At 46.9% G+C, this 23,349-nt stretch carries 18 protein-coding genes and 1 pseudogene; all 19 read left to right on the plus strand.

Annotation, left to right across the window (positions count from 1 at the left end; translation table 11 throughout):
* The first annotated feature begins 150 nt into the window (after positions 1–150).
* The 19 genes and pseudogenes from SATMO3_RS11635 (at position 151) to SATMO3_RS11725 (ending at position 23,137) form a co-directional block, all read left to right on the plus strand.
* A complete protein-coding gene (locus SATMO3_RS11635; RefSeq protein WP_371380953.1) occupies positions 151–1,005 on the plus strand; it encodes a flavodoxin family protein in 855 nt (284 codons plus the stop codon).
* A gap of 322 nt (positions 1,006–1,327) precedes the next feature.
* Positions 1,328–2,296, plus strand: a complete 969-nt coding sequence (arsM, locus tag SATMO3_RS11640) for an arsenosugar biosynthesis arsenite methyltransferase ArsM (protein ID WP_371380954.1) — start codon at positions 1,328–1,330, stop codon at positions 2,294–2,296.
* A gap of 66 nt (positions 2,297–2,362) precedes the next feature.
* The gene (locus SATMO3_RS11645; protein ID WP_371380955.1) at positions 2,363–3,169 is read left to right on the plus strand and encodes an MIP/aquaporin family protein; all 807 of its coding nucleotides are present in this window, start codon (positions 2,363–2,365) and stop codon (positions 3,167–3,169) included.
* Between the two features lie 32 nt (positions 3,170–3,201).
* Complete coding sequence (locus SATMO3_RS11650; protein WP_371380956.1) at positions 3,202–4,293, plus strand: GTP-binding protein; 1,092 nt, start codon at positions 3,202–3,204, stop codon at positions 4,291–4,293.
* A gap of 364 nt (positions 4,294–4,657) precedes the next feature.
* A pseudogene (locus SATMO3_RS11655) lies at positions 4,658–5,626 on the plus strand (sigma-54 interaction domain-containing protein); the annotation flags it as partial.
* 201 nt (positions 5,627–5,827) lie between these two features.
* On the plus strand, positions 5,828–9,346 hold the full coding sequence (gene nifJ / locus SATMO3_RS11660; protein ID WP_371381705.1) for a pyruvate:ferredoxin (flavodoxin) oxidoreductase: 3,519 nt from the start codon (positions 5,828–5,830) through the stop codon (positions 9,344–9,346).
* Positions 9,347–9,388: 42 nt separating this feature from the next.
* On the plus strand, positions 9,389–10,291 hold the full coding sequence (locus SATMO3_RS11665) for a phosphate butyryltransferase (protein WP_371380957.1): 903 nt from the start codon (positions 9,389–9,391) through the stop codon (positions 10,289–10,291).
* 17 nt (positions 10,292–10,308) lie between these two features.
* The gene (gene buk, locus SATMO3_RS11670; RefSeq protein WP_371380958.1) at positions 10,309–11,385 is read left to right on the plus strand and encodes a butyrate kinase; all 1,077 of its coding nucleotides are present in this window, start codon (positions 10,309–10,311) and stop codon (positions 11,383–11,385) included.
* A gap of 75 nt (positions 11,386–11,460) precedes the next feature.
* Complete coding sequence (locus SATMO3_RS11675) at positions 11,461–12,846, plus strand: FAD-binding oxidoreductase (protein ID WP_371380959.1); 1,386 nt, start codon at positions 11,461–11,463, stop codon at positions 12,844–12,846.
* A 2-nt stretch (positions 12,847–12,848) separates the two neighbouring features.
* The gene (locus SATMO3_RS11680; protein WP_371380960.1) at positions 12,849–14,084 is read left to right on the plus strand and encodes a (Fe-S)-binding protein; all 1,236 of its coding nucleotides are present in this window, start codon (positions 12,849–12,851) and stop codon (positions 14,082–14,084) included.
* Positions 14,085–14,268: 184 nt separating this feature from the next.
* Positions 14,269–15,015, plus strand: a complete 747-nt coding sequence (locus tag SATMO3_RS11685; RefSeq protein WP_371380961.1) for a FadR/GntR family transcriptional regulator — start codon at positions 14,269–14,271, stop codon at positions 15,013–15,015.
* Between the two features lie 201 nt (positions 15,016–15,216).
* The gene (locus SATMO3_RS11690) at positions 15,217–15,435 is read left to right on the plus strand and encodes a 4Fe-4S binding protein (protein ID WP_371380962.1); all 219 of its coding nucleotides are present in this window, start codon (positions 15,217–15,219) and stop codon (positions 15,433–15,435) included.
* 145 nt (positions 15,436–15,580) lie between these two features.
* Entirely contained in the window at positions 15,581–16,651 is a 1,071-nt protein-coding gene (locus tag SATMO3_RS11695) for a 3-methyl-2-oxobutanoate dehydrogenase subunit VorB (protein ID WP_371380963.1), read from the plus strand.
* 2 nt (positions 16,652–16,653) lie between these two features.
* Positions 16,654–17,406, plus strand: coding sequence for a thiamine pyrophosphate-dependent enzyme (locus SATMO3_RS11700; RefSeq protein ID WP_371380964.1), 753 nt, complete (start codon positions 16,654–16,656; stop codon positions 17,404–17,406).
* Positions 17,403–17,954: a 2-oxoacid:acceptor oxidoreductase family protein gene (locus SATMO3_RS11705; RefSeq protein ID WP_371380965.1), complete on the plus strand. Its 552-nt coding sequence runs from the start codon at positions 17,403–17,405 to the stop codon at positions 17,952–17,954. The genes SATMO3_RS11700 and SATMO3_RS11705 overlap by 4 nt, the downstream gene beginning before the upstream one ends.
* Positions 17,955–18,205: 251 nt before the next feature.
* Positions 18,206–19,501, plus strand: coding sequence for a nickel-dependent lactate racemase (larA, locus tag SATMO3_RS11710; RefSeq protein ID WP_371380966.1), 1,296 nt, complete (start codon positions 18,206–18,208; stop codon positions 19,499–19,501).
* Between the two features lie 163 nt (positions 19,502–19,664).
* Positions 19,665–20,951 (plus strand): MFS transporter, encoded by a 1,287-nt coding sequence (locus SATMO3_RS11715; RefSeq protein WP_371380967.1) that lies wholly within the window; start codon positions 19,665–19,667, stop codon positions 20,949–20,951.
* 208 nt (positions 20,952–21,159) lie between these two features.
* Positions 21,160–22,434: a lactate racemase domain-containing protein gene (locus SATMO3_RS11720; RefSeq protein ID WP_371380968.1), complete on the plus strand. Its 1,275-nt coding sequence runs from the start codon at positions 21,160–21,162 to the stop codon at positions 22,432–22,434.
* Positions 22,435–22,723: 289 nt separating this feature from the next.
* On the plus strand, positions 22,724–23,137 hold the full coding sequence (locus SATMO3_RS11725) for a hypothetical protein (RefSeq protein ID WP_371380969.1): 414 nt from the start codon (positions 22,724–22,726) through the stop codon (positions 23,135–23,137).
* Positions 23,138–23,349 lie beyond the last annotated feature (212 nt).

Consider the following 23,349-nt stretch of genomic DNA (forward strand, 5'->3'; position numbering starts at 1 on the left):
GATCGTGTTTTCTGCACAATTGTCGGGCACTGCGAGCGAGGTATTGAACTGCATTAAATAAATGATAACGATTGTAATTTTTGATACAATAGTTATGTTGTCCCAATATGGGGGCGAGTTTAAAAAAATATAGTGACAGGAGATACGGTAATGAAAGTTTTAGGATTAGTCGCTTCACCCCGGCGAGCCGGAAATTCAGATATAATTGTCCAGGAAATGATGAATATGCTTCCTCAGGAATGGAAAAAGGAAATCATTCGTCTTAGCGATTTGCGGATCGATTCATGTACAGCTTGTTATGCCTGTTTGCCAAAAGACAAGCAGTGTGTTATCGGCGATGATCTAACCTTCCTGTTAGATCACATAAAAGCTGCAGATAAGGTAATTATAGCAGCACCAGTTTATTCTCTAGGGCAGCATACAACCATCAAGCTGATAAATGACAGGATGATATCCATTCTAAGTAAAGGCGATGAATACTTCACCGGGAAGCAATGTGTAATCGTAATATCTCACGGTGTTAAAGACTGGGAAGGCTATGCCAGAGAAGCAACCATGCACTTCGCCCGGTTTTTCGGATTGAACGTGACCGGAGTTCTTGTTGTTCAGGCGGCTCTTCCCGGCGATGTACTGAATCCAGAGATAATGGGTAAAATGGATGCCCTGGCGCAATCACTTGTCGATAATACGCCTGTTGATTTTACTGACCCGGAATTAGTGTATTGCCCCGAATGTGGAAGTAGTATGCTGCAAGTTTCTCGGAAGGGAAAGTGGCGATGTGTCATGTGTGCGTCAGAGGGAGAATGGACGAATGACACTGGTGAATTTACTTTATCCAGAATGCCACAGGCGCATCGCCGATTTACATTAGAAGGAATAACCGCACACGGCTGCGTTCTAACCGGTATTAAGGAGCAGTTTTTGCAGCGCAAAGCACAGGCAGTAGAGATACGCAAGAAGTACAGGAAAGGAAGTTTTTGGATAAAGCCCGATAGTTCTCAATGATATATTGGAATTAGAAGAGAGAAAACAACTTCTATTTTTTAATTTAATTATATAAATGTTATGTAAGTGTCCCAACAATGTAACAAGTGTGTTACATTGTTGGGACACTTTGTTAACTTAATATGCATAAAATTTACAGCCGTATGTAGATACGCCTATATTGGGTATTGCGTATTACATAGTGTATTGGCGGTTATTAATGCTATTTCCAATTAAGCATCGTATAAAAAAGCAGTTTTGCATTGTTATGGCATAATAATTGCGTTAGTCTACTAGTTGTATAAGTCATATATCAAAAAAATACGTTGAAGGAGGCCGCAACATGGGGTATTTGGAGGCTGCACATAAATTCTATAAAGAAGCTGCTGTAACACCACAGCCTGGTCTTTGTTGTGTTACAAGCAAGGAGCGCTGCTTGCCGGGATTTGCTATTCCGGACACTATGCGAAAGATGAATTATGGCTGCGGGACAACAGTTCATTTTGGTGATCTGAGTCCCGGTGAAACTATTCTTTACATAGGTGTGGGCGGTGGCCTGGAGGCGCTTCAGTTCGCCTATTTTACCCGGCGGCCCCAGGCGGTTATCGCTGTAGATCGGGTTCACGAAATGCTGGAAACAGCCAGAGATAATTTTAATCTTGCAGCAACAATGAATGATTGGTTTCAGCCAGATTTTATTCAGTTATTACAAGGTGATGCACTGAACCTGCCTGTAAAAGATGAAAGTGTTGATGTCACCGCCCAAAATTGTCTCTTTAATATCTTCGAACAAGACGACCTAATGCAGGCGCTTGCTGAAATGAACCGCGTATTGAAGCCGGGAGGCAGATTCTATATATCAGATCCTGTTACAACTAAACCAATACCTGAACAGTTACGGAAGGATGAACGATTACGTGCGATGTGTCTTGCGGGGGCAATGACTTACCAAGAGTATCTAAATAAAATCACCGGTGCAGGTTTTGGCACAATCGAAATAAGGGCGCGTCGGCCATTCCGGGCTCTGGATAAAGAACGGTATAACTTGTCAGAAAATATTCTTTTGGAATCAATCGACCTTGTTGCTTATAAGAAACCCGTTTCCGCCGGTGGAGCCCGTGTTTTTGCCGGTGAATCCCTTATCTACTTTGGAAAAGAAAGATTGAGAGATGAAGAAGGCTACATTATAACAAGGGATATTCCCCAGCCTGTGTGCCAAAAAACAGCCGACTACTTTCGTAAATTGAACCGGTGCGATGTGGTTGTGACCGCTCCGACATACCATTTTGACGGCTCAATTGGATGCTGCTAAAAGTGTACTGTTTATTTGTCAAAGTATCTGATTGTCAACAAAAAAACAAACAAGGAGATGTTGGCTGTGGAGTGCAAGCGTGATTTTATCGGTGAATTTCTCGGGACTTTTTTATTGGTTCTCTTTGGGTGCGGGTCTGTTGCGGTATCTGTCCTATTTAATTCCCATAGCGGCTTGTTTCAAATTGCATTAATTTGGGGCGTCGGGGTTAGCTTGGCCGTTTATGCCACACGGCATTTATCTTGTGCACACCTTAACCCTGCAGTTACTCTAGCCATGGTGGTGAGTAGAAGAATGGCTCCCCAAAAAGTAGCGACCTATTTTATCGCCCAGTTTCTCGGGGCTTTTTGTGCGGGGCTAACCCTGTATATCTTATTTGCCCCATCTATTGCTGCATTTGAGACGGCGCAGAATATTGTTCGCGGTACACCGGATTCCATGAAGGTAGCAAAAATATTCGGCGAGTATTATCAGCTCCCAGGAAGTGCGACGGTTGTATCTATGCCTTTAGCAATAGGTGTTGAAGCGATAGGAACTTTTTTGCTGGTACTCATGATATTTTCTCTAACAGAAGGCTGCAATCCGGGAAGACCGGATGACAACCTGGCCCCGGTATTTATTGGCTTATCCGTTAGTTCAATAATTTGTCTGATCGCACCGCTGACTCAGGCTGGATTGAATCCGGCCCGCGATTTCGGTCCCCGCCTGGTAGCGTGGATCTTTGGCTGGGGGGCAGCCGCTTTTCCTGACCAGTCCGGCGGCTTCTTCTTTGTATATATTCTCGGTCCGGTGATTGGCGCTCTGGCGGCAGGGCTGTTGTTCACAGGTGTGTTGGAACCGCTGATGAAAAATAAGGAATGCCATTGTCGCTGAATCAAAAATAAATGAAGGGAAGATGAATTTTTATGAAAACCAAGATCATTTTAGTCGGAGGATTTCTTGGGGCTGGCAAAACAACGCTTCTGTGGGAGGCTGCCCGGAAGCTTAGTCAAGCGGGTAAACGAGTCGGATTGATTACCAATGATCAGGCGTCTGAACTGGTAGACACCGTATTGCTTGAACATACCAACACATCTGTCGCAGAAGTCAGCGGAAGCTGCTTTTGCTGCAATTTCCCAGGGTTTACCGATGCTATTGCTCATATTACCGGCAAGAAGGCTGTCGATGTCATTTTTGCTGAACCTGTTGGCAGTTGCACCGATCTTTCCGCAACCATATTGCAGCCATTGAAGCATAAGTTCGCTGAAAAATTAAACCTTGCGCCGCTTTCCGTGCTTGTTGATCCTGAGCAACTGGCAGATATTTTAGACGGAAGAATGTCAGGGCTTCATATGAGCGCAGTTTATATTCTTCGGAAACAGCTGGAAGAGGCCGACTTAATTGTCATCAATAAAACAGACTTGTTAACTCCGGAAGCAGTTGCAGCTTTGCAAAAACGTACTGCTGAACAGTGGCCGTGGGCTAAAGTTTATGCTATCAGTACTAAAACCGGGGAAAGTTTAGAAGCCTGGCTGAATGAGGTTCTGCAGTCCAATGAGGCGGGAACCCATTTAGCAGAGGTCGATTATGATACTTACGCCGAAGGGGAAGCCGTTCTCGGCTGGCTTAATACAACAGTTATTCTGCAGAGCAAGTCATCGAACTGGGATATTTACACCGAAAATTTACTGAATGCCCTGAAACGTCGCTTCGAAGAACTGAACACTGCGATCGGTCATGTGAAATTGCTTATTAAAACAGGCGAAGGATTTGTGATCGGCAATATCACAGGCGCCAGGAGCTTCCTGACTATTCGTGGATCCGCCGGGGAGAGCAACGAAGCAAGAATGACGCTGAACGCTCGCGCCCAGATGGAACCGGATACGCTTAAAACCATAGTACTAGAGGAGATTTCCCAAGCGGGCGGGAGCAACATAACTTCAGATTTCACAGCCCTAAAGTGCTTAAAGCCAGGACGTCCTAACCCGACTTACCGTTACGATTATATTGTTGGCTAACTATAATTTTTGTGCGGCGCTACTATACAAAGTCTTGGCAAGAATTGCTATTAAATTCACCCTGCCGCTTCGAACGCTAAAAACAACCGATGAAAAGCCGGATTGGTATTCCTCTGTTTTGGTGGAGTAGAGCGCTGGGGCATGCTACGACCTGCTGGGCGCGCATCACTTCGTATCAGGTGCGCCGCCAGAGAATAGAAAGGGTTTGCGAACAGCGCAAGCCCTTTCATTTTTGATTATGAGTAGAAAAGAGGAGTTTCTCCTGCTGAAGTGTAAATATTCTACGACAGTAACTTCTCTGCGTATTAAAAAACAGTTAGCGGTCGCTTATTTGTATGCTGGAAGAATGGAGTGAGCTTAAGATATGACTGTTTCATTTCCACCACATTCATCCAATATCAATCTTACCTTTGAAGAAATCTCCGCTGTATTTGAGCAATCTTACGACGGCATACTTGTTCTTGACGGCAATGCCGACGTGGTGCTGGTAAATGACTCTTACTTCCGGATAACAGGCCTTGACAAGAGAGACATCGAATTTAAAAATTTTCGTCAGTTTTCCCAGAACAGCCCCTATAAAAAGACAGCCTGCATCGACGCGCTTGACACCAAAAAGCCGGTGACCAGAACTCATAATAACCTGATCCCGGGGAAAGTGGTCATGGTTACCGCCAAACCGATTTTGGATGAGAATGGGCGAGTACGGCTGGTGATTGGCAATTGCCGGGATATGTCCGAGATGGTGCAACTAAGGGAACAGCTTGAACGAGCGCAGGAAATTGAAGAACTATACTATAAGAGTTTGAACAATCGCAAAGCAACAGGACTTGTTGCCGTAAGCAGTAAAATAAATGAAATATTTCATGCTGCATTAAAAGTAAGTTCCGTCGATATTACTGTTTTGATAACCGGGGAATCTGGTGTCGGCAAGGAGGTCTTGGCAAGGTATATTCACGAAAACAGTTCGCGGGGGGAGGCCCCTTTTGTTGCCGTCAACTGTGGAGCTATTCCGGATAATTTATTGGAATCAGAGTTTTTTGGCTATGTCGGCGGGGCATTTACCGGAGCGCTAAAACATGGCAAGAAAGGCCTGTTTGAAACCGCAGACGGGGGAACCATCTTTTTGGATGAAATCGGTGATTTGCCGTTTAGCATGCAGGTAAAATTACTGCGGGCGCTGGATGCAGGTGAAATTACCAGGGTAGGAGCCAATTCTCCAACCCCCGTCAATGTGAGAATCGTAGCTGCAACTAATAAAGATTTGGGGAATATGGTGCACGAAAACAAATTCAGAGAAGATCTGTATTATCGCCTAAATGTCGTTCACTTTCATATTCCTCCGCTCAGGGAGCGTCCTGAGGATATCCGGCCGCTTTGCATGTACTTTTTAAATGAATGCAACCGGCGATACGGGCAGAATAACCGGCTGGACATCGAAGTTCAGAAAGCCTTGGAGAGCTATCTCTGGCCGGGAAATGTGCGTCAGCTCAAGCACATGATTGAGCGAATGGTTGTCTTAAGTAATGGCGAGCAACTGGAATTATCGTCTTTCTCTGCCGATAGCGATCTTAACAGATGCAAGACGGCAAGTGATGCACCGGCTGATATGATCATGGTTAATCGGTTTAGCCCCATCCCAAGGGTAATCGAAGAGGTGGAAAAACAAATTTTGTCTCATGCAATGAAACTTCATTCGAGCAGCCGTCAAATCGCCAAAGTCACAGGCGCTATCGGGGCAATGCACGGCGCCTTGGAAGCAGGTACTTTGACAACTTCTTATACAGCTTCACAAGGGTTACTCTTAATGATACCGACCATGTACCGGCTGTCCGGGCAATTAAAACCGGGCGTGCTTCATGTAAGCGCGCGTACGGTGGGAACTCATGCGTTTTCCATCTTCGGTGACCATTCGGACGTTATGGCCTGCCGGCAGACTGGTTTTGCCATGCTGTCAACAGGCAGTGTGCAGGAGGTTATGGATCTGACCGGTGTGGCGCATCTTGCCGCCATCAAAGGGAGAATCCCCTTCCTGCACTTCTTTGACGGCTTTAGGACTTCACATGAAATTCAGAAGGTAGAATGCTTGGATTACAAAGATCTTGGCGACTTATTGGATGAAGAGGCCTTGGACGAATTTCGCAAAAGTTCTTTAAATCCGGAAAGGCCGGTAATGAGAAGTTCGGTGCAGAATCCGGATGTGTTCTTTCAGGCGAGAGAATCGGCCAATCCATTTTATAACAGGCTGCCCTACCTGGTAGAAGAATATATGAACGAAATCAACAAGCTTACCGGCAGAAATTATAAACTGTTCAACTATTACGGTGCGGAAGACGCCGAGTATGTAATTGTTGCCATGGGTTCTGTAAGCGGGGCAATCCAGGAGACGGTAGACGCTTTAAACAGACAAGGCAAGAAAACCGGCTATCTGCAGGTACATCTGTATAGACCCTTTTCCGTGGAACACTTCTTCAGAGAAATGCCGGCTACCGTGAAACGGGTTACTGTCCTGGATCGCACTAAAGAACCGGGCGCCTTGGGTGAACCATTATATCTGGATGTTAGTGCCGCTTTTATTGATCAGGAAATACGGCCCCAAATTCTTTCCGGGCGGTATGGGCTTTCCTCAAAAGATGTTACTCCGGCCCAAATGGTGGCAGTTTTCACCAATATGATGGCTGCTGCTCCGAAAAAGTTCTTTACGGTGGGTATCACAGATGACGTTACTCATTTATCCCTGCCGGTAGGGGAAGAACTGGACCTGGCCGACGAGGGCACCATCAGTTGTAAATTCTGGGGGCTTGGTTCTGACGGCACTGTTGGCGCCAACAAAAACTCCATTAAAATCATTGGCGACCACACCGATAAGTATGTTCAAGCTTATTTTGAGTACGACACAAAAAAATCCGGCGGTATTACGAAATCACATTTGCGTTTCGGAAAAAAGCCCATCCGTTCAACCTATTATGTGAAAGTGGCCGATTTTGTAGCCTGCCACAATCCTTCTTATATCAGTAAATACGATATTGTCTCCGACATAAAAAAGAATGGCACCTTTTTATTGAATTGCAGCTGGACAGAAAAAGAACTGGCTGACAACCTGCCGGCAAATGTAAAACGGGCGTTAGCTGAAAAACAGGTTAATTTTTACATCATGGATGCAACTAAAATTGCCAAGGAACTCGGGCTTGGCAATCGCTCCAACACCATTCTCCAAGCGGCGTTCTTTAAATTAGCCAATGTCATTCCGGTTCCGCAGGCTGTCGAATACATGAAAGAGGCTATTTTCAAAACCTATGGCAAAAAAGGTGAAAAAGTCATCGCCATGAACTATGCGGCCGTAGATCAGGGGATTACCGGAATACAGAAGGTAGAAGTCCCGTTATCCTGGCAGAACGCTCAGAATGAGGCTGCCGCAGTAGACGAAGCTTTGCCTGACTTTGTTAAAAACTTAATGATACCTATGAACGACCAAAAAGGTGATGATATTCCAGTCAGTCGATTTGTGGGGATGGAAGATGGCACATTCCCGCTGGGGACATCGGCATTTGATAAAAGAGGCATTGCTGCTGACGTTCCCGCGTGGATTGCCGATAACTGTCTCCAATGCAATCAATGCTCGTACGTGTGCCCGCATGCGGCAATAAGACCGTTTCTGAGCACCAAGGAAGAACTGACATCAGCTCCTCAGGGGTACGAAACCAAAGAAGCAAAGGGACCTGGTCTAGAAGAGTATAACTACAGGCTGCAGGTAGATGTACTGGATTGCTATGGCTGCGGAAGCTGTGTTCAAGTTTGTCCTGCCAAAGAAAAGGCGCTTGTCATGGAACCCTTGGAAAGCCAGACTGAGGAAGCAGCCAACTGGGACTATTCCCTGAAGCTTTCCCCTAAAGACAATCCCCTGGATAAGTTTACTGTAAAGGGAAGTCAGTTTGAGCAGCCGCTCTTAGAGTTTTCCGGTGCGTGTGCCGGCTGCGGTGAAACTCCGTATATGAAACTTTTGACCCAGCTTTATGGTGACCGGATGTATGTAGCCAATGCCACGGGCTGTACCCAGGCCTGGGGGGCGGCGGCGCCTTGTTTTCCCTACACTGTTAACAAAGACGGATTCGGCCCTGCCTGGTCAAATTCCTTATTTGAAAATAACGCCGAGTTCAGCCTGGGTATGTGCCTGGCAGTGAAGCAGCAGCGACAAAGACTGGCCCTCAAGCTGGAACAATTAGTGGACCTTACCCGGAATGAAGGTCTTAAAGAGGCTGCTCACGACTGGCTGGCGGATATGGATGACGGCAATGCTGCCAAGGCTGTAAGCAAGACCTTGCTTTCAGCTTTAGCATTGGCCAATCTCACCGGCGAGGAGCAGGCCATAAAGGAATTTGTGCTGAACAACAGGGAACATCTCGTTAAAAAGTCAATGTGGATGTACGGCGGCGATGGCTGGGCTTATGATATTGGCTACGGCGGACTGGATCATGTACTGGCCTCAGGCGAGGACGTCAACATTCTGCTTGTTGATACAGAGGTATATTCCAATACCGGCGGACAGTCCTCAAAGGCCACCCCTATAGGTGCTGTTGCCCAATTTGCCGCGTCAGGGAAGAAAATTCAAAAGAAAGATTTGGGAATGCTGGCTATGACTTATGGCTATGTATATGTAGCCCAAGTCGCTATGGGAGCCAGTCAGGCTCAATTGATTAAAGCATTAAAAGAAGCCGAGAGTTACAAAGGACCGTCACTGGTCATTGCCTACGCTCCCTGCATTAGCCATGGACTGACAAAAGGAATGGGATTTGCCCAAATGGAAGCAAAGAATGCTGTGGCGGCCGGCTATTGGCACCTATACAGATATAATCCGCTGCTTAAGGCGGAAGGAAAAAATCCGTTTATACTGGATTCAAAAGAACCAACGGCCAGTTTTAGAGAATTCTTGCTGGGCGAAGTAAGATATTCTTCACTCTTGAGAAGCTTCCCGGAAGAAGCTGAAGTATTATTTGCCATGGCGGAAAAGGCCGCTGCTGAGAAATACCAAACTTATAAACGGCTGGCTCAGGGTTAAGATTGAGACTACTAATCGTAGCACTAGACGGGAGGTAACGCGATGATTAAAAAGTTCGAAGAAATTGTAAAGACTGCTCAGTCAAGAGGGCCTAAAACAATTGCGGTGGCGGTGGCGCAGGATTATGACGTACTCATAGCCGTTGATAACGCCAAGAAATTGGTGCTGGCTGATGCCATCCTGGTAGGCGATGAAGAAGAAATCCGCCGCATAGCGCATGAATCTAGTATTGATATCGATAAGTTTAAAATAGTAGACCAAAAAGATACTGTTGAGGCATGTAGAACGGCGGTTCAGCTTGTTGCGGAAGGTAAAGCCCAGCTTGTTATGAAGGGGCTGGTAGACACTGCCGTAATCCTGAAAGCAGTACTGGACAAAGATTTCGGACTTAGGACGGAAAATGTATTGTCGCACGTTGCCGTAGCCGATGTGGCAGGGTATGACAGATTATTCTATATTACCGATGCGGCCATGAATATTGAACCGGATTTAGCTACCAAAAAGCAGATTATTGAAAATGCGGTGCAGGTTGCCAATGCTCTGGGCAATGATAATCCCAAAGTAGCGTGTATCTGCGCGGTAGAAAAAGTCAATGCAAAAATGCAGGCGACCCTGGACGCCGAGAAATTGGCAAAAATGAACCAGGCTGGCGAGCTAACGGGATGTGTGGTGGCAGGGCCGTTTGCGCTTGATAATGCCGTATCGACTGAGGCTGCAAAGCATAAGGGGATAACAAATCCTGTGGCGGGTAATGCGGATGTTTTATTAATGCCGTTTATCGAAGCAGGCAATGTGTTATACAAATCAATCGTCTTTTTTGCCAGAGGAAAAATCGCCGGGATTGTTGTAGGCGCTAAAGCCCCCATTGTTTTAACATCACGGGCGGACTCAGATCTGACAAAGCTCAACTCCATTGCTATCGGCGTGTTAATGGCCAGTAAATGATGAGGAGAAAGACTAATATGAAAGATAACTTCAGAGTATTGGCGATAAACCCTGGATCAACATCCACAAAAGTTGCCGTCTATGATAATGAGCAGCTGCTGTTTGAAAAGGTAGTGAGATATTCGAACGAAGAACTTGCTCCGTTTGACGCTGTGGTTGATCAGTATGAATTCCGGAAAAACGGGATTCTCAAGATGATGGCGGAAAACAACATAGATATTGCCACGCTGGATGCTGTAGTTGGGCGGGGCGGTCTCTTAAAGCCGATAGAAGGCGGTACCTATGCCGTTAACGAAGCCATGATCCATGATTTGCGTCAGGCCCGGCGCGGTGAGCACGCGTCCAATTTAGGCGGAATTATTGCTGTGGAAATAGCTGATAGTCTTACCATTCCGTCCTTCATCGTTGATCCTGTTGTAGTTGACGAACTGGCCGATATCGCCAAAGTATCCGGCCTGCCGGGTTATGACAGAGTAAGCATCTTTCATGCGTTAAACCAGAAGGCCGTTGCACGCAGCATTGCTAAAGAATTTGGCAAGCCCTACCGGGAGGCGAATTTAATCATCGCCCATATGGGCGGTGGCGTTACAATAGGCGTACATACCGGTGGCAAAGTGGTCGATGTTAATGAAGGTCTTTACGGGGAAGGCCCCTTTTCGCCGGAACGGACAGGCGGACTGTCAACAGGTCATATGATTGATCTATGCTTCTCCGGAAAGTATTCGAAGAGTGAAGTCCAGAAACTGGTTGTGGGTAAAGGCGGCTTAGTAGCCTACTTAGGGACAAACGACGGCCGGGAAGTCGGCAAAATGATCGAGGCCGGGGATGCAAAAGCCAAACTGGTTTATGAAGCCATGGCTTACCAGATTGCCAAAGAGATTGCAGCCGGGTCGGCCGTTTTACACGGAAAAGTCGATGCTATTGTGCTGACAGGCGGTCTGGCGTATGACCCGCTGCTGGTTAAACTGATTACAGAGCGGGTGAGCTTTCTTGCCGGTGTAAAAGTAGTTCCCGGCGAGAACGAAATGATCGCATTGACAGAAGGGGCGCTGCGGGTGTTGAGGGGTGAGGAGAAAGCAAAGGAATATAAATAATGTACAGCCTGTTTGCTGACTCTTGCTCTTTATAAACATAGAGGTTGACAAAACCAAAGATGTGGAGGAGAGGAAATGCTAAACGAGCAAATCATTAAGAAACTGTACAGTATTGTTGGCAAAAACAATGTTTTTACCGAAAAAGAGGACTTAATCTGCTATTCCTATGATTCAACCTGGATATCGCACTTGCCTGATGCAGTGGTCGCGCCCGCCAACGCTAAGGAAATCGCAGCAATTGTAAGCCTGGCCAACGAATACAAAATACCCATTGTTCCCCGCGGCGGCGGCACAAATCTTTCCGCAGGCTCAGTTCCGATTGAGGGTGGAATTGTTCTTGCACTGCACCGTATGAACAGGATCTTGGAGATCGATACCGACAACCTGACGGCCACCGTCGAACCGGGCGTCATAACAGCAGCACTGCATAAGGCCGTCGAGAAAGCAGGACTCTTTTATCCGCCGGATCCTTCCAGTATGTTTATGTCTACCCTTGGGGGCAATGTCGCCGAGAATGCGGGCGGTCCCCGGGGTGTAAAATATGGCATTACCCGGGATTATGTCCAGGGTCTGGAAGTGGTGACCCCAACAGGCAGCATAGTCCGCTGCGGCGGCAAGACCATTAAAAATGTCAGCGGCTATGATTTGATGCGTCTGTTTACCGGTTCCGAAGGGACTCTCGGTATTATTACGGAAATTACCTTCAGACTACTTCCTTTACCGGAGGCCAAACGGACTTTATTAGCTGTATTCGACAGTCTGGATTGCGCGGCTAAAGCGGTATCCGAGGTAATAAAAAACCGCATTATTCCCACCTCGCTTGAATTAATGGACAATAATGCCATGAAATTGATTGAGGGGTTCAAACCTGTTGGGCTGCCCCTGGATGCGGACGGCGTCATTCTGATAGAAGTGGATGGCAGCGCTGATGAAGTGGGCAGGCAAATTGCAAAAGTTGCCGAAACCTGCAAAGTATGCGGCGCCCGCGAGGTAAAGATAGCTCAGGATGCAGACCAGGCGGCAAAGCTCTGGGAAGGTCGGCGCTCAGCTTTTGGCGTTATGGCTAAGAGTGCGCCTACGGTTATTACCGAAGATGCCACCGTGCCTCGCAGCAAAGTACCGGATATCGTTCGTGCCATCCAGCATATCGCCGCCAAATACCAGCTTAAGATTCCTATCTTGGGTCATACCGGCGACGGAAATATGCATCCCATCATTCTGACCGATGAACGTAATGAAGAGGAAATGAAACGAGTTGATTTGGCAATTGATGAAATGTTCAGGGCGGCGTTGGACATGGGAGGTACTTTAAGCGGGGAACATGGAATCGGTATAGTGAAACAGAAATATATGCAATGGGAGTTTGGCGACGAGGGTATTGCTCTCATGCGTACGATTAAAAAGGCGGTTGATCCTAATAATATCTTAAATCCGGGTAAGATATTTGTACGAGGTGAATAAATATGACACTGTCTATCCGAGATTTTCAAGAGGAATCGTTCAAATGCATCCGCTGTGGACTGTGTCAGATGGTTTGCCCAATTTATGCCGAGCTGGGTGCGGAACCGGCGGTGGCCCGCGGCAAGGTCCGACTGGTAAAAGAATTAATTGACGGCCAGGTTACTGTGTCGTCCCGTCTCAAAGAAATCATGGATTTGTGCCTTAACTGCAAAGCTTGCGTAGCTAACTGCCCGCCAATGGTGCAGACGGATAAGCTGGTTTTAGCGGCAAGAGCCCACATTGCCGAGCAAGCTGGGCTTCCCTTCCCTGTCAAGGCGGCATTGCATAATTTTCTTCCCAGTAACGGAATGCAGAGCTTCGCGGCGCAAATGGCCTACTTTTATCAGAGTTCCGGACTGCAGAAGCTGGTGAGAGCCAGTGGCGTACTCGGTACAGTTTCCGCCGATATGGCTAAACAGGAAGGGCTTATGCCCCAATTTGCTCCCCGGACTTTCCGTAACATTCTGTCTCAATTGCCACGAAAAAAAGGCGGTAAAATTCGCGTTGCCTACTTTCTCAGCTGTATGACCAACATGGTTAATCCGGACTTGGGGAAAGCGGTTATTGATGTGCTTGAACGTCATGGCTGTGAAGTGATCATTCCGCCGGCAGTCCAGTGTTGCGGTACGCCTCACCTGGCTTACGGCGATATCGAAATGGCAAAAACATTGGCAGCCCATAATGTCAACGCGCTTATGGAAACAGGTGCGGAAGCAGTTATTGTTGACTGTGCGACCTGCGGCGGCGCTCTCAAAGAATATGGAGAACTACTGCCGGAAACCGCTGATTTCAGCAGTAAAGTCCGTGATATCTCAGAATTCCTGGTTGACGTTGGCATTAAGGCAGGCAACAAACCTATTGAGGCTATTGTGACCTATCACGACTCCTGCCATTTAAGCAGAGGCCAGGGAGTCAGAACGCAACCGCGTGAAATTCTTAAAGCCATTCCCGGTATTGTATTTAAGGAGATGCCCGAAGCGGACCGGTGCTGCGGCGGCGCTGGCAGTTTCGGCATGAAGCACTATGAACTGTCGCAACGCATTCTGGACCATAAGCTCAATAATGCTGAAAGTGTAAATGCTGCCATCATTGCAGCCGGGTGTCCTGCCTGCCGGATGCAGATCAGCCATGGTATTGAACGCAGGAAACTGCCAATGACAGTGGAACACCCCATTCAACTATTGGCTAACACTTTTTAAATGGCAAGTTAAAATTGTCAATAGGATATCAGATGCTATATTCCTTCCACAGCCCCTGCTGGTGTAGTACTGGAAACTAATTGACAGCCAACTTTCCGTATACTACACTGATGGTGATAATAGTCGGAATTGCAGGTCGAATTATCATGCCGGTAATACAGGCTGACTGTGAAAGGAAGATTTAATGAGTACAAATCACTTGCTCCACGCTACAGAAGGAATCGTACGCGGTAATATATTTGATGCTACTGTAGCGCGTTTACGGGAATTTATTGATTGCGGCAGCCTGAGTGCGGGCGACAAACTGCCATCAGAGCGTGAGCTTGGGGAGCAGCTTGGTGTTAGCCGGTCGGTTTTAAGGGAAGCGCTACGAGTGGTAGAATCGCAAGGTCTGATTACGATGATTCAGGGCAAAGGCGCATATGTGAGAAAGCCCGGGATTGGGACTGTCATTGAGCCGGTGCAGCGATTGATAAAGGATGGATCAATAACCTTAGCAAATCTGATGCAGGCAAGGTCTGTTATTGAGCCGGAAGTTGCAAGAATTGCCAGTATTAATATTACTCAGGAGCAAATTGCTAAGCTGGAACAAGACTGCCGGGAAATGATTAAATATTTAGATTTTCCTGAAAAGTATCTTGAGGCCGATACAAACTTTCACAGACGTTTGGCGGAAGCCACCGGCAATCCAGTGCTGATTATCATGATGTGGCCGCTGATCAATTTGTTTGCGGGCTTTGTTCCCTTGTTTTACGAACGGCCAGGCACTCCGCAGAAAGTATTTGCAGCGCATGAAGATTTGCTCAACGCACTGAAAAGCCATGATTCAGAAGGGGCTGCCAGTTTGATGCAGGCGCATCTGGAAGATGTAACAGAATGGTTTGGAAATCTTGCAAGCGAGAAAATTTTCAACAGTGATGAGAAATATTGAAGGTGGGTGTGGGAGGTATTCCGCTCGAAAATCAATACATCTATTCCCCGGGAAATGCTGCTCCTTGAGGTTGAACTGAATTCTACCTGTCATACCAGTCATACGAGTTGACTGTAATCAAGTTAGTAATGGCTGTGTATTTTGACAAGTTACTTGTCATACCAGTCATACAAGTTATAAAAATATGAGGAGGTTTAAGTTATGCCAAAACCGGTTATCCGAGAGGAAAGGTGTAAGGGGTGCGGGTTGTGTGTAGATGCCTGCCCCAAGAACATTATGGTATTATCAGCGGATTTTAACGCTAAAGGTTATAATCCGGCAGCTTGCGCCGATGAGACGGCATGTGTTGGCTGTGCTTTATGCGCCAGAGCCTGTCCCGATGTAGTAATTGAAATTTATCCGACGACTGACCCTCTCTAAGACTCCCGTTTTTACAAGTGGGAGCTATACCCCTACGGGCACAGGCGAGCGGCTAAGTCCCTGGATAAGGACGGCTAACCTTCAGATAGGGTTAAAACCCCAACTGAAGCTAAGTCTACTTTATAAATAGAATGGGAGTGAAGAAATGTCTGAAAAAGTATTGATGAAAGGCAATGAAGCGATAGGCGAGGCGGCTGTTATCGCAGGCTGCAGACATTATTTTGGTTATCCGATCACCCCGCAGTCCGAGCTGATCGAATACATGGCCAAGCGTTTACCGCAGGTCAACGGTGTATTTTTGCAGGCGGAAAGCGAAATTGCTGCTATTAATATGGTTTACGGAGCCGCCGGAGCCGGTGCCCGGGTAATGACTTCATCGTCGAGTCCGGGAGTAAGCCTTAAGCAAGAGGGGATTTCTTACATTGCCGCCGGTGAACTGCCATGCGTAATTGTTAATATCATGAGAGGCGGTCCCGGGCTCGGCGGCATTCAGCCCGGGCAGGCTGACTATTTTCAGGCGACCAAAGGCGGCGGCCATGGGGATTATCACTGTATTGTGGTTGCGCCAAACAGCGTTCAGGAAATGGCGGAATTAACTGTGAGCGCCTTTAACCTAGCGGACCAGTATCGCAATCCGGTAATGATTTTAGGCGACGGGGCTCTTGGTCAAATGATGGAGCCGGTTAGCTTTGAGGATTTGCGGTTAATACCTGTTGATAAGCCATGGGCTACCATGGGTATAGGGGACCGGGTTAGCCCTAACAGGATCAACACGCTTTATCTTAAACCTGAGACGCTGGAGCAAGTGAATAATGCCCTGCAGGCAAAATACGCCATGCTTCAGGAGCGGGAAGTACGCTGGGAAGAAACGTCAACTGACGATGCTGAGCTAGTTCTTGTAGCCTATGGGATATCGTCCCGAATTGCTTATTCAGCAATGGAAATGGCCCGGGAAAATGGTTATAAGGTCGGTTTATTCCGTCCTATTACCTTATGGCCTTTCCCGAAAGCCGCTTTAGCTAAGGCGGTAAGCAATGCAGCGGACGTTCTGACGGTAGAGTTGAGTGCCGGACAGATGGTGGAAGATGTTAATCTTGCTATTAGATGTTCCAAACCAGTTCATTTCTTAGGCCGCACAGGCGGTATGATGATGAGCCCGCAAGATATTTACGAACGGATAGTCGAAATATTTAAAGCGAACAAAGGGGGCAAATAACCATGGCTGAAAAGTTGTTTGCTAGACCGCAAGCGTTAGCGGACGTGCCGACTCATTATTGCCCGGGCTGTCAGCATGGCATCATTCATCGCCTGGTAGCAGAAGTAATTGATGAGCTGGATGTAAGGAAAAAAACGATAGGTGTTGTACCTGTCGGCTGTGCAGCACTGGCCGATATATATTTTGAGGTAGATACGCAGCAGGCGGCTCACGGCCGTGCCCCCGCAGTTGCCACCGGCGTTAAACGGGTACATCCTGAGAATGTTGTATTTACCTATCAGGGGGATGGCGATATTGCCGCCATTGGCATGGCGGAAATTGTTCATGCGGCCGCACGGGGTGAAAAGATAACCACAATATTTGTAAATAATGCTATCTATGGTATGACTGGGGGGCAAATGGCGCCAACGACCCTGGTAAACCAAGTAACAGCGACCTCTCCCTACGGCAGGCAGCTTTCCTCCGCCGGGGCGCCGATACGTTTGTCCGAATTGCTGGCCACCCTGGATGGGGCTAAGTATATCGCACGGGTTTCCGTTAACGATCCGGCTAATATGACTAAGGCCAAGACTGCGATTAGAACCGCTTTTGAAGTTCAAATGCGCGGGGAAGGATTTTCTCTGGTGGAAGTATTGTCCACATGCCCGACAAATTGGGGTAAGTCGCCGGTAGAAGCCAAGAAGTGGCTGAAGGAAAATATGCTGCCGCAATTTCCGCTTGGTGTCTTTAAAAATATTGAGGGGGTGAAAGAATGAGGCACGATATTATCATGTCCGGGTTTGGCGGGCAGGGGGTAATGGTTATGGGCCAGCTTCTGACCTATGCGGGTATGCTGGAAAACAAAAAAGTATCGTGGATGCCGTCCTACGGACCGGAAATGCGGGGCGGGACAGCGAATTGCTCCGTAATTATTTCCGATGCCTCGGTAGGAGCGCCCATTGTTACCGAGCCAACTGCAACAGTAATTATGAACCTTCCGTCACTTGACAAATTTGAGCCAGCCATGAAGGCCAATGGAACTATGATTATCAATAGTTCGCTAGTCAATAAACAGGTGCAGCGCAAAGATATCAAAGCGTACAGTGTACCCATTAACGAAATTGCTAGTGAGTTAGGCAATAGTAAGATGATAAATATGGTGGCCTTAGGCGCGTTATTGGCGGCGACATGTGTTGTACAGAAAGAATCCTTAGTGAATGCCTTTGCCAAGAAGTTTTCCTCAAAGCCGGAAATGGTGCCTGCAAACCAGGAGGCTCTTAACAGAGGGTATGATTTCGTGATGCACCTCAAGGCAGATCAATAGATGCTTCCGTTTTAAAGTTTTTGAAGAGGGCATTAAAGTTAAGGTTCACTGGGTTAAGGGAAGTGCTATTCAGTAGCGTAAATGAGCTTAGGAAGGACGGGCGACTGGTATTACACCAGTCGCCGGCGTTAAACACACCCGTCTTTCCCGCAGCAACGGAAAACTGCTACTGATGACTGATCAGGGCCGCGCGATGCAATCTGCTTTCACATGTCGGAATATTGAAACAATATTTAATTTGGAGGTGCTTTATGCCGGAAACAGTATTTGAGTTTGGTTATGGCAATACCAAGATAACGCTAGGTTTGCCAGCAGGTAAAATTATCAATAATGTCCTGGGAAAACCCTGGCCGCCAATTAGCGATTTGTCTGACACGGTACGCGCTGCGCTGCGTAATCCTATCGGAACCCCGCCGCTCAGGGAAGTTGTAAAACCCGGTGATACAGTGGCGGTAGTGGTTAGTGACATTACACGCGCCTGGGTTAGGTTCGACCAGTTTCTGCCTATTTTATTAGACGAATTAAATGACGCAGGTGTTCCCGATAAGCACATATTCATTATCATTGCGCCTGGTGCTCATCGTTTAAATACAAAAGAAGAGTTTGTTGTACTGTGTGGAGAGGAGGTATGCCGGCGGGTCGCGGTAAATAACCATGACTGCCATAATCAAGCTGAGCTTGTGTACACTGGGAAAACCAAGAGCGGAGTTGACTGTTACATTAATAAACGGGTGGCTGAGGCCGACAAGGTGATTTTGACCGGCGGTATTGTTCATCACCTGATGGCTGGTTTCGGTGGCGGCCGCAAAGCAATATTACCAGGTATCAGCGGCTTTAAAACAATTCAGGGCAATCATTTGTTCTGTATGAATAAGGAAGTTGGTAAAGGGCTGAACCCGAATTGCGTTTCAGGCAAGCTGGCCGGAAATGAAATGAATGAAGACATGCTTGAGCAAGCAGCTTTGGCTAAGCCGGACTTTTTATTAAATGCCGTGTTTACACCGGAAAACAAGTTTGCCAAATTTGTTGCCGGACATTGGTATGAAGCCTGGCTGGCCGGCACCAAAATCGTCGATGAAATATACGGAGTTCCTATTTCTGCACAGGCTGATTTGGTTGTTGCGACTGCTGGCGGCTTTCCCAAAGACATTAACCTATACCAGGGTGTCAAAACAATTGACAATGCCTTTATGGCTGCGAAACCGGGTGGTGTGGTTATTTGTTTTATGGAACTGCCGGACATCATGGAGCCGGCTGAATTTAGCGATTGGTTTAAATATCCAACAATGCTGGCGCATGAAATGGCTCTAAGAAATAATTTTACCATTCCGGGCTTCCTGGCTTACCGATTATTGGATATAGCCCGTCAAGTCTCGCTGATCATTGTAACCAAACAGGAAAATGCAGAATTCATTAGAAAAGCCGGTATGATCCCTGCAGCTACGGCGCAAGAGGCGCTTGTCATCGCTAAAGAGAAACTTGGGCGTGAAGATTATACAATTACTGTAATGACCGCGGCTGCAAATACGGTGCCTGTACGGAAATAGATATGTTTTGCTGCTGCCCGGAGGTATGAAGATACGCTTTGCCGAGGGGGAGCGTCACAGCATAGCATAGACCAGTATCCATGGGTGGGAGAATGCTTGGGTTAAGGATTCCAGTTAACTAGGACTAGCCGTTATATTAAGGAAATGGAGAGGAGCCCCAAAAATGAAAAATTTTAGATGGGTATTAGCAGTACTAATGTTCCTCATAACTTTTATTTCTTATATGGATCGGGTTAATCTGTCGGTTGCTACGCCTGAAATTATGCGAGAATTTAATTTTACCAAAATGGATATTGGCTTTTTCCAAACAGTTTTTTTCATGGGATATGCCGCTATGCAAGTACCCGGGGGGATTCTGGCGGAATACTTCCGGCATCGGATCGTTGTTGTGGCTGCTGTTACCTGGTGGTCGGTATTTACCGCTCTTACTGCCGCCGCTACCACGTTTTCACAATGGGTGATTGTCAGAGGGGCGTTTGGGTTGGGGGAAGGTCCGGTTTATCCGGCGCTCAGTACTTTTATTGCCAGATGGTATAACCCGGAGGAAAAGGGAAAAGCATCTTCCGTTATGCTGAGCGGCGCTTTTGTAGGGCCGGTTTTCGGGCCGGCAATTACTGTCGCGTTGATGTTAGCTTTTGGCTGGCGTTCGGTATTTGTAATCTTTGGCCTGGCAGGAATTCTAATTGCTCTGGGATGGCTGATATTTGCCAAGAACTCACCCAAAGAAAGTCCATACGTCTCTGCAGCGGAATTAAAATATATTGACGCGGGGCGGAATGCGGCCGCAGAGGATAAGAAGGAGCTTGCCCCCTGGAAGAGTTTTATAACTTCAACTCAATTTTGGGCCATCGGTATTCAGTATTTTATCGTAGATTACATAATGTATGTGTACCTGGCTTGGCTGCCCTTATATCTCATGGAAGCTCAGAAGTTCTCATTGGCAAAAATGGGTATAGCCGCCTCATTCCCGTGGGCAGCATTGTGCATAGTGACACTTTCTGTGGGGGCGCTCAGCGACCGGTTGGTAGCGGCAGGCGCTTCCAAAGCTAAGGCGAGGTCCTACCTTGGTATAACCGGCCTGGTTTTTTGCTCACTATTTCTCTACTTAGGAGCCGTCGCGACAAATCCGACCTTGAATGTATTTTGGCTAACTTTGTCGTTGGGCTCGCTTGGCCTGTCATTTCCTGCCGGTTGGTCAGCGTGTATCGATCTTGGCGGGAAATTCTCGGGCTCGGTCTCAGGCTGGATGAATTTTTGGGGCAATATCGGTGGCTGCATAGCCCCGTTACTGACCGCCTGGATCGCAACCAATTACGGTTGGCAAGCCGCAATTATTGTGACGGCGTTGTCTGCAGTTATTGGAATTATCGCCTGGTTATTCGTGAAGCCCGATATTCCGCTCCAGCGTAACAACGTAGTGCCGCCTGGCCAGACAACAAGCTGCCGTTAATATTAAAAATATTTCGAATATAACGAGGCGGAGTGAATTACCGCTTAGCCTGGCCGCAGAAGTGGCGACTGCGTACTTATAACAGGAGAAATCTGTGGCCAGGCTGGTTGCCGCTATAGGGAAGGTGAGTATCCGCTGTGTTACTGCTTAGCCGAAGGGATAGGGAAAACCTTGATCCCGGGTGAGAATTTTACAAGGAGTGGAGAGTATGTACGCAGAAACCGTTAAGTTTCCTAAAATGGCTAAGGTTAGGCAAAGTATAGCTCAGCCCGCGATTACAGAAATCAAAAATGCAGTCAGCGAAGAAGTGAAAAGAATCAACATGGCGGATCGTATCAAGCCCGGGGAGAAGGTTGGCATAACAGTCGGCAGCCGAGGTATAGCTAACTTAAAAGCTATCGTGGAAGTGCTTATTGACGAAGTGAAGAAAGTTGGCGGAGAACCCTTCATTCTGCCGGCAATGGGTTCGCATGGCGGAGGTACGGCGCAAGGGCAAGTAGAGATGCTCAGGTCTTTAGGGATTAGCGCGGAAACTATGAATGTTCCTGTTCTTGCCTGTAGTGAAGCCAGTCAAATCGGTATAACCGGGCAAGGGATACCTGTCTATGTTAATGACATTACCCTGTCTGAACAGCTCGATAAGCTTATTCTTTTTAACCGCGTTAAAGAACATACTGAATTTGAGGGCGAGATCGAAAGTGGTATTCACAAGATTTGCGCTATTGGGGTCGGTAACCCCAAAGGCGCACTAACTGTTCACCAATATGCATTGGATTTCGGTTATGAAAAAACCATTACAGAAGTGGGCTCTTATATCATCCAGCACTTGCCGGTGGCTTTTGCCTTTGCTTCGGTAGAAAATTATTATCACGAAACAGCCCATATAAAAGCAATGTTGCCTGACGAAATAGCCAGCGAAGAAAAAGGACTGCTGAATTTGGCTAAGACGATGCTGGGAAAACTGCCTTTTGAAGAACTGGATGTTCTTATTGTGGATGAAATGGGCAAGAACATCAGCGGCGCCGGTATGGATACCAATGTCATCGGGAGAATTCTTGTATTTGGACAAAAAGAACCAGAAAAACCGATCGTAAAAAGAATTGTTGTATTGGACACCACCGAGGAAAGCCATGGTATGGCTACGGGAGTCGGTCTCGCAGATTTTACGACTAAGAAGCTGGTGGATAAACTTGATTTATGGTCTACTTATTTTAATTGCATAACGGCCCAATCTCCCGAAAAGGGAAGATTACCAATCTATTTTGCAACCGAGAAGGAGAGTATTGGAGCAGCTCTAACCTGTATTGGCGTTACTAAGCCGGAAAATGCCAGAGTCGTCCATATTCAAAATACCAATGAAGTTGAGATTATCGAGGTTTCAGAAAGCCTGGTCCGGGAAGTGAAGGAAGGAACAAATCTTGAGTTGCTCGAAGAATTAAAACCAATGCAATTTGATGACCAGGGGAATATTTTTAGAATTTGAGAAGCAGGCGTTACGCTCAGAAAGCGCGACAGCATGTATTATTCATGGAATCATGGCGTAGAATGAACAGCGCAATCTTCTTAGTGAATGCATCCGGAGAAAAATAGTATTAAAAAAACAGCGATAGGGAAATCGCTGTTTTTTGTTTCTTAAGTTAAGCCTGTACCCGCTACAGTCAAGGCTCTGAAAGACGGTACCGTCAGTATCAATTTTGCCAGCCAGCGCTTTTCAAACACAATCAAAACAAATTAAGTAGATAATAAAGAAAACAAGTAAAAGGAGGAGACCAATGTCGATTTCATCAGTTTCTTCAGCAACAAGCTTATATCAGTCCATATATCCTGCAAATTCTAGTTCGCAAGAAAATCAGACCAGCATTTTAAGTATTTCTAGTGGGGATAGTGTAGAATTGAGCAGTGCCGGAATTAATGCCAGCGCATCAGCCGGTGCAGTATCCGGGACAGCGTCCGGTTCATCAGCCGGTTCAACCGGTACATCCAATTGTCCGCAGGGCAATGCAACTTGCGTTAACTGTGGGGCCTGTGAAGTACTCGCAACAGATGGCCTTACCGGGGGAAGCGGCACAACCAGCATAAGCGGCGTTAGCAATATAGATAGCACAGATGATCAGGACGATTATACAACCGATTTCTATACATCAAATGCAATAAATGCTTATGAAAGTCAAAGCAAATATCTATAATATCAATACACCATTGTAGTTTTGCAGGTTAGTATTGAAACAGAAGGATAAGACGGAGCAGCAATATTTTGATTAGCCGTGTAGGGTTTTTGTGAAGATGGCTGTCGGATATTTGCCGATCGGTCGCTATATAATGCAGCTGAGGCGGAAAAACTATTCAAGACAGTGGAATTATAGTATAACTATAATTGCCAAATAGGAAGATTTATTCC

The organism is Sporomusa aerivorans (assembly GCF_041428895.1).
GTDB classification, from domain to species: domain Bacteria; phylum Bacillota; class Negativicutes; order Sporomusales; family Sporomusaceae; genus Sporomusa; species Sporomusa aerivorans.

Coding starts and splice junctions, on each gene's coding strand:
- SATMO3_RS11725 (WP_371380969.1), top strand. CDS start 22,724: ATGTCGATTTCATCAGTTTCTTCAGCAACAAGCTTATATCAGTCCATA.
- SATMO3_RS11675 (WP_371380959.1), top strand. CDS start 11,461: ATGCTAAACGAGCAAATCATTAAGAAACTGTACAGTATTGTTGGCAAA.
- SATMO3_RS11690 (WP_371380962.1), top strand. CDS start 15,217: ATGCCAAAACCGGTTATCCGAGAGGAAAGGTGTAAGGGGTGCGGGTTG.
- SATMO3_RS11700 (WP_371380964.1), top strand. CDS start 16,654: ATGGCTGAAAAGTTGTTTGCTAGACCGCAAGCGTTAGCGGACGTGCCG.
- SATMO3_RS11715 (WP_371380967.1), top strand. CDS start 19,665: ATGAAAAATTTTAGATGGGTATTAGCAGTACTAATGTTCCTCATAACT.
- SATMO3_RS11720 (WP_371380968.1), top strand. CDS start 21,160: ATGTACGCAGAAACCGTTAAGTTTCCTAAAATGGCTAAGGTTAGGCAA.
- SATMO3_RS11650 (WP_371380956.1), top strand. CDS start 3,202: ATGAAAACCAAGATCATTTTAGTCGGAGGATTTCTTGGGGCTGGCAAA.
- SATMO3_RS11680 (WP_371380960.1), top strand. CDS start 12,849: ATGACACTGTCTATCCGAGATTTTCAAGAGGAATCGTTCAAATGCATC.
- larA (WP_371380966.1), top strand. CDS start 18,206: ATGCCGGAAACAGTATTTGAGTTTGGTTATGGCAATACCAAGATAACG.
- SATMO3_RS11695 (WP_371380963.1), top strand. CDS start 15,581: ATGTCTGAAAAAGTATTGATGAAAGGCAATGAAGCGATAGGCGAGGCG.
- buk (WP_371380958.1), top strand. CDS start 10,309: ATGAAAGATAACTTCAGAGTATTGGCGATAAACCCTGGATCAACATCC.
- SATMO3_RS11685 (WP_371380961.1), top strand. CDS start 14,269: ATGAGTACAAATCACTTGCTCCACGCTACAGAAGGAATCGTACGCGGT.
- arsM (WP_371380954.1), top strand. CDS start 1,328: ATGGGGTATTTGGAGGCTGCACATAAATTCTATAAAGAAGCTGCTGTA.
- SATMO3_RS11665 (WP_371380957.1), top strand. CDS start 9,389: ATGATTAAAAAGTTCGAAGAAATTGTAAAGACTGCTCAGTCAAGAGGG.
- SATMO3_RS11635 (WP_371380953.1), top strand. CDS start 151: ATGAAAGTTTTAGGATTAGTCGCTTCACCCCGGCGAGCCGGAAATTCA.
- SATMO3_RS11705 (WP_371380965.1), top strand. CDS start 17,403: ATGAGGCACGATATTATCATGTCCGGGTTTGGCGGGCAGGGGGTAATG.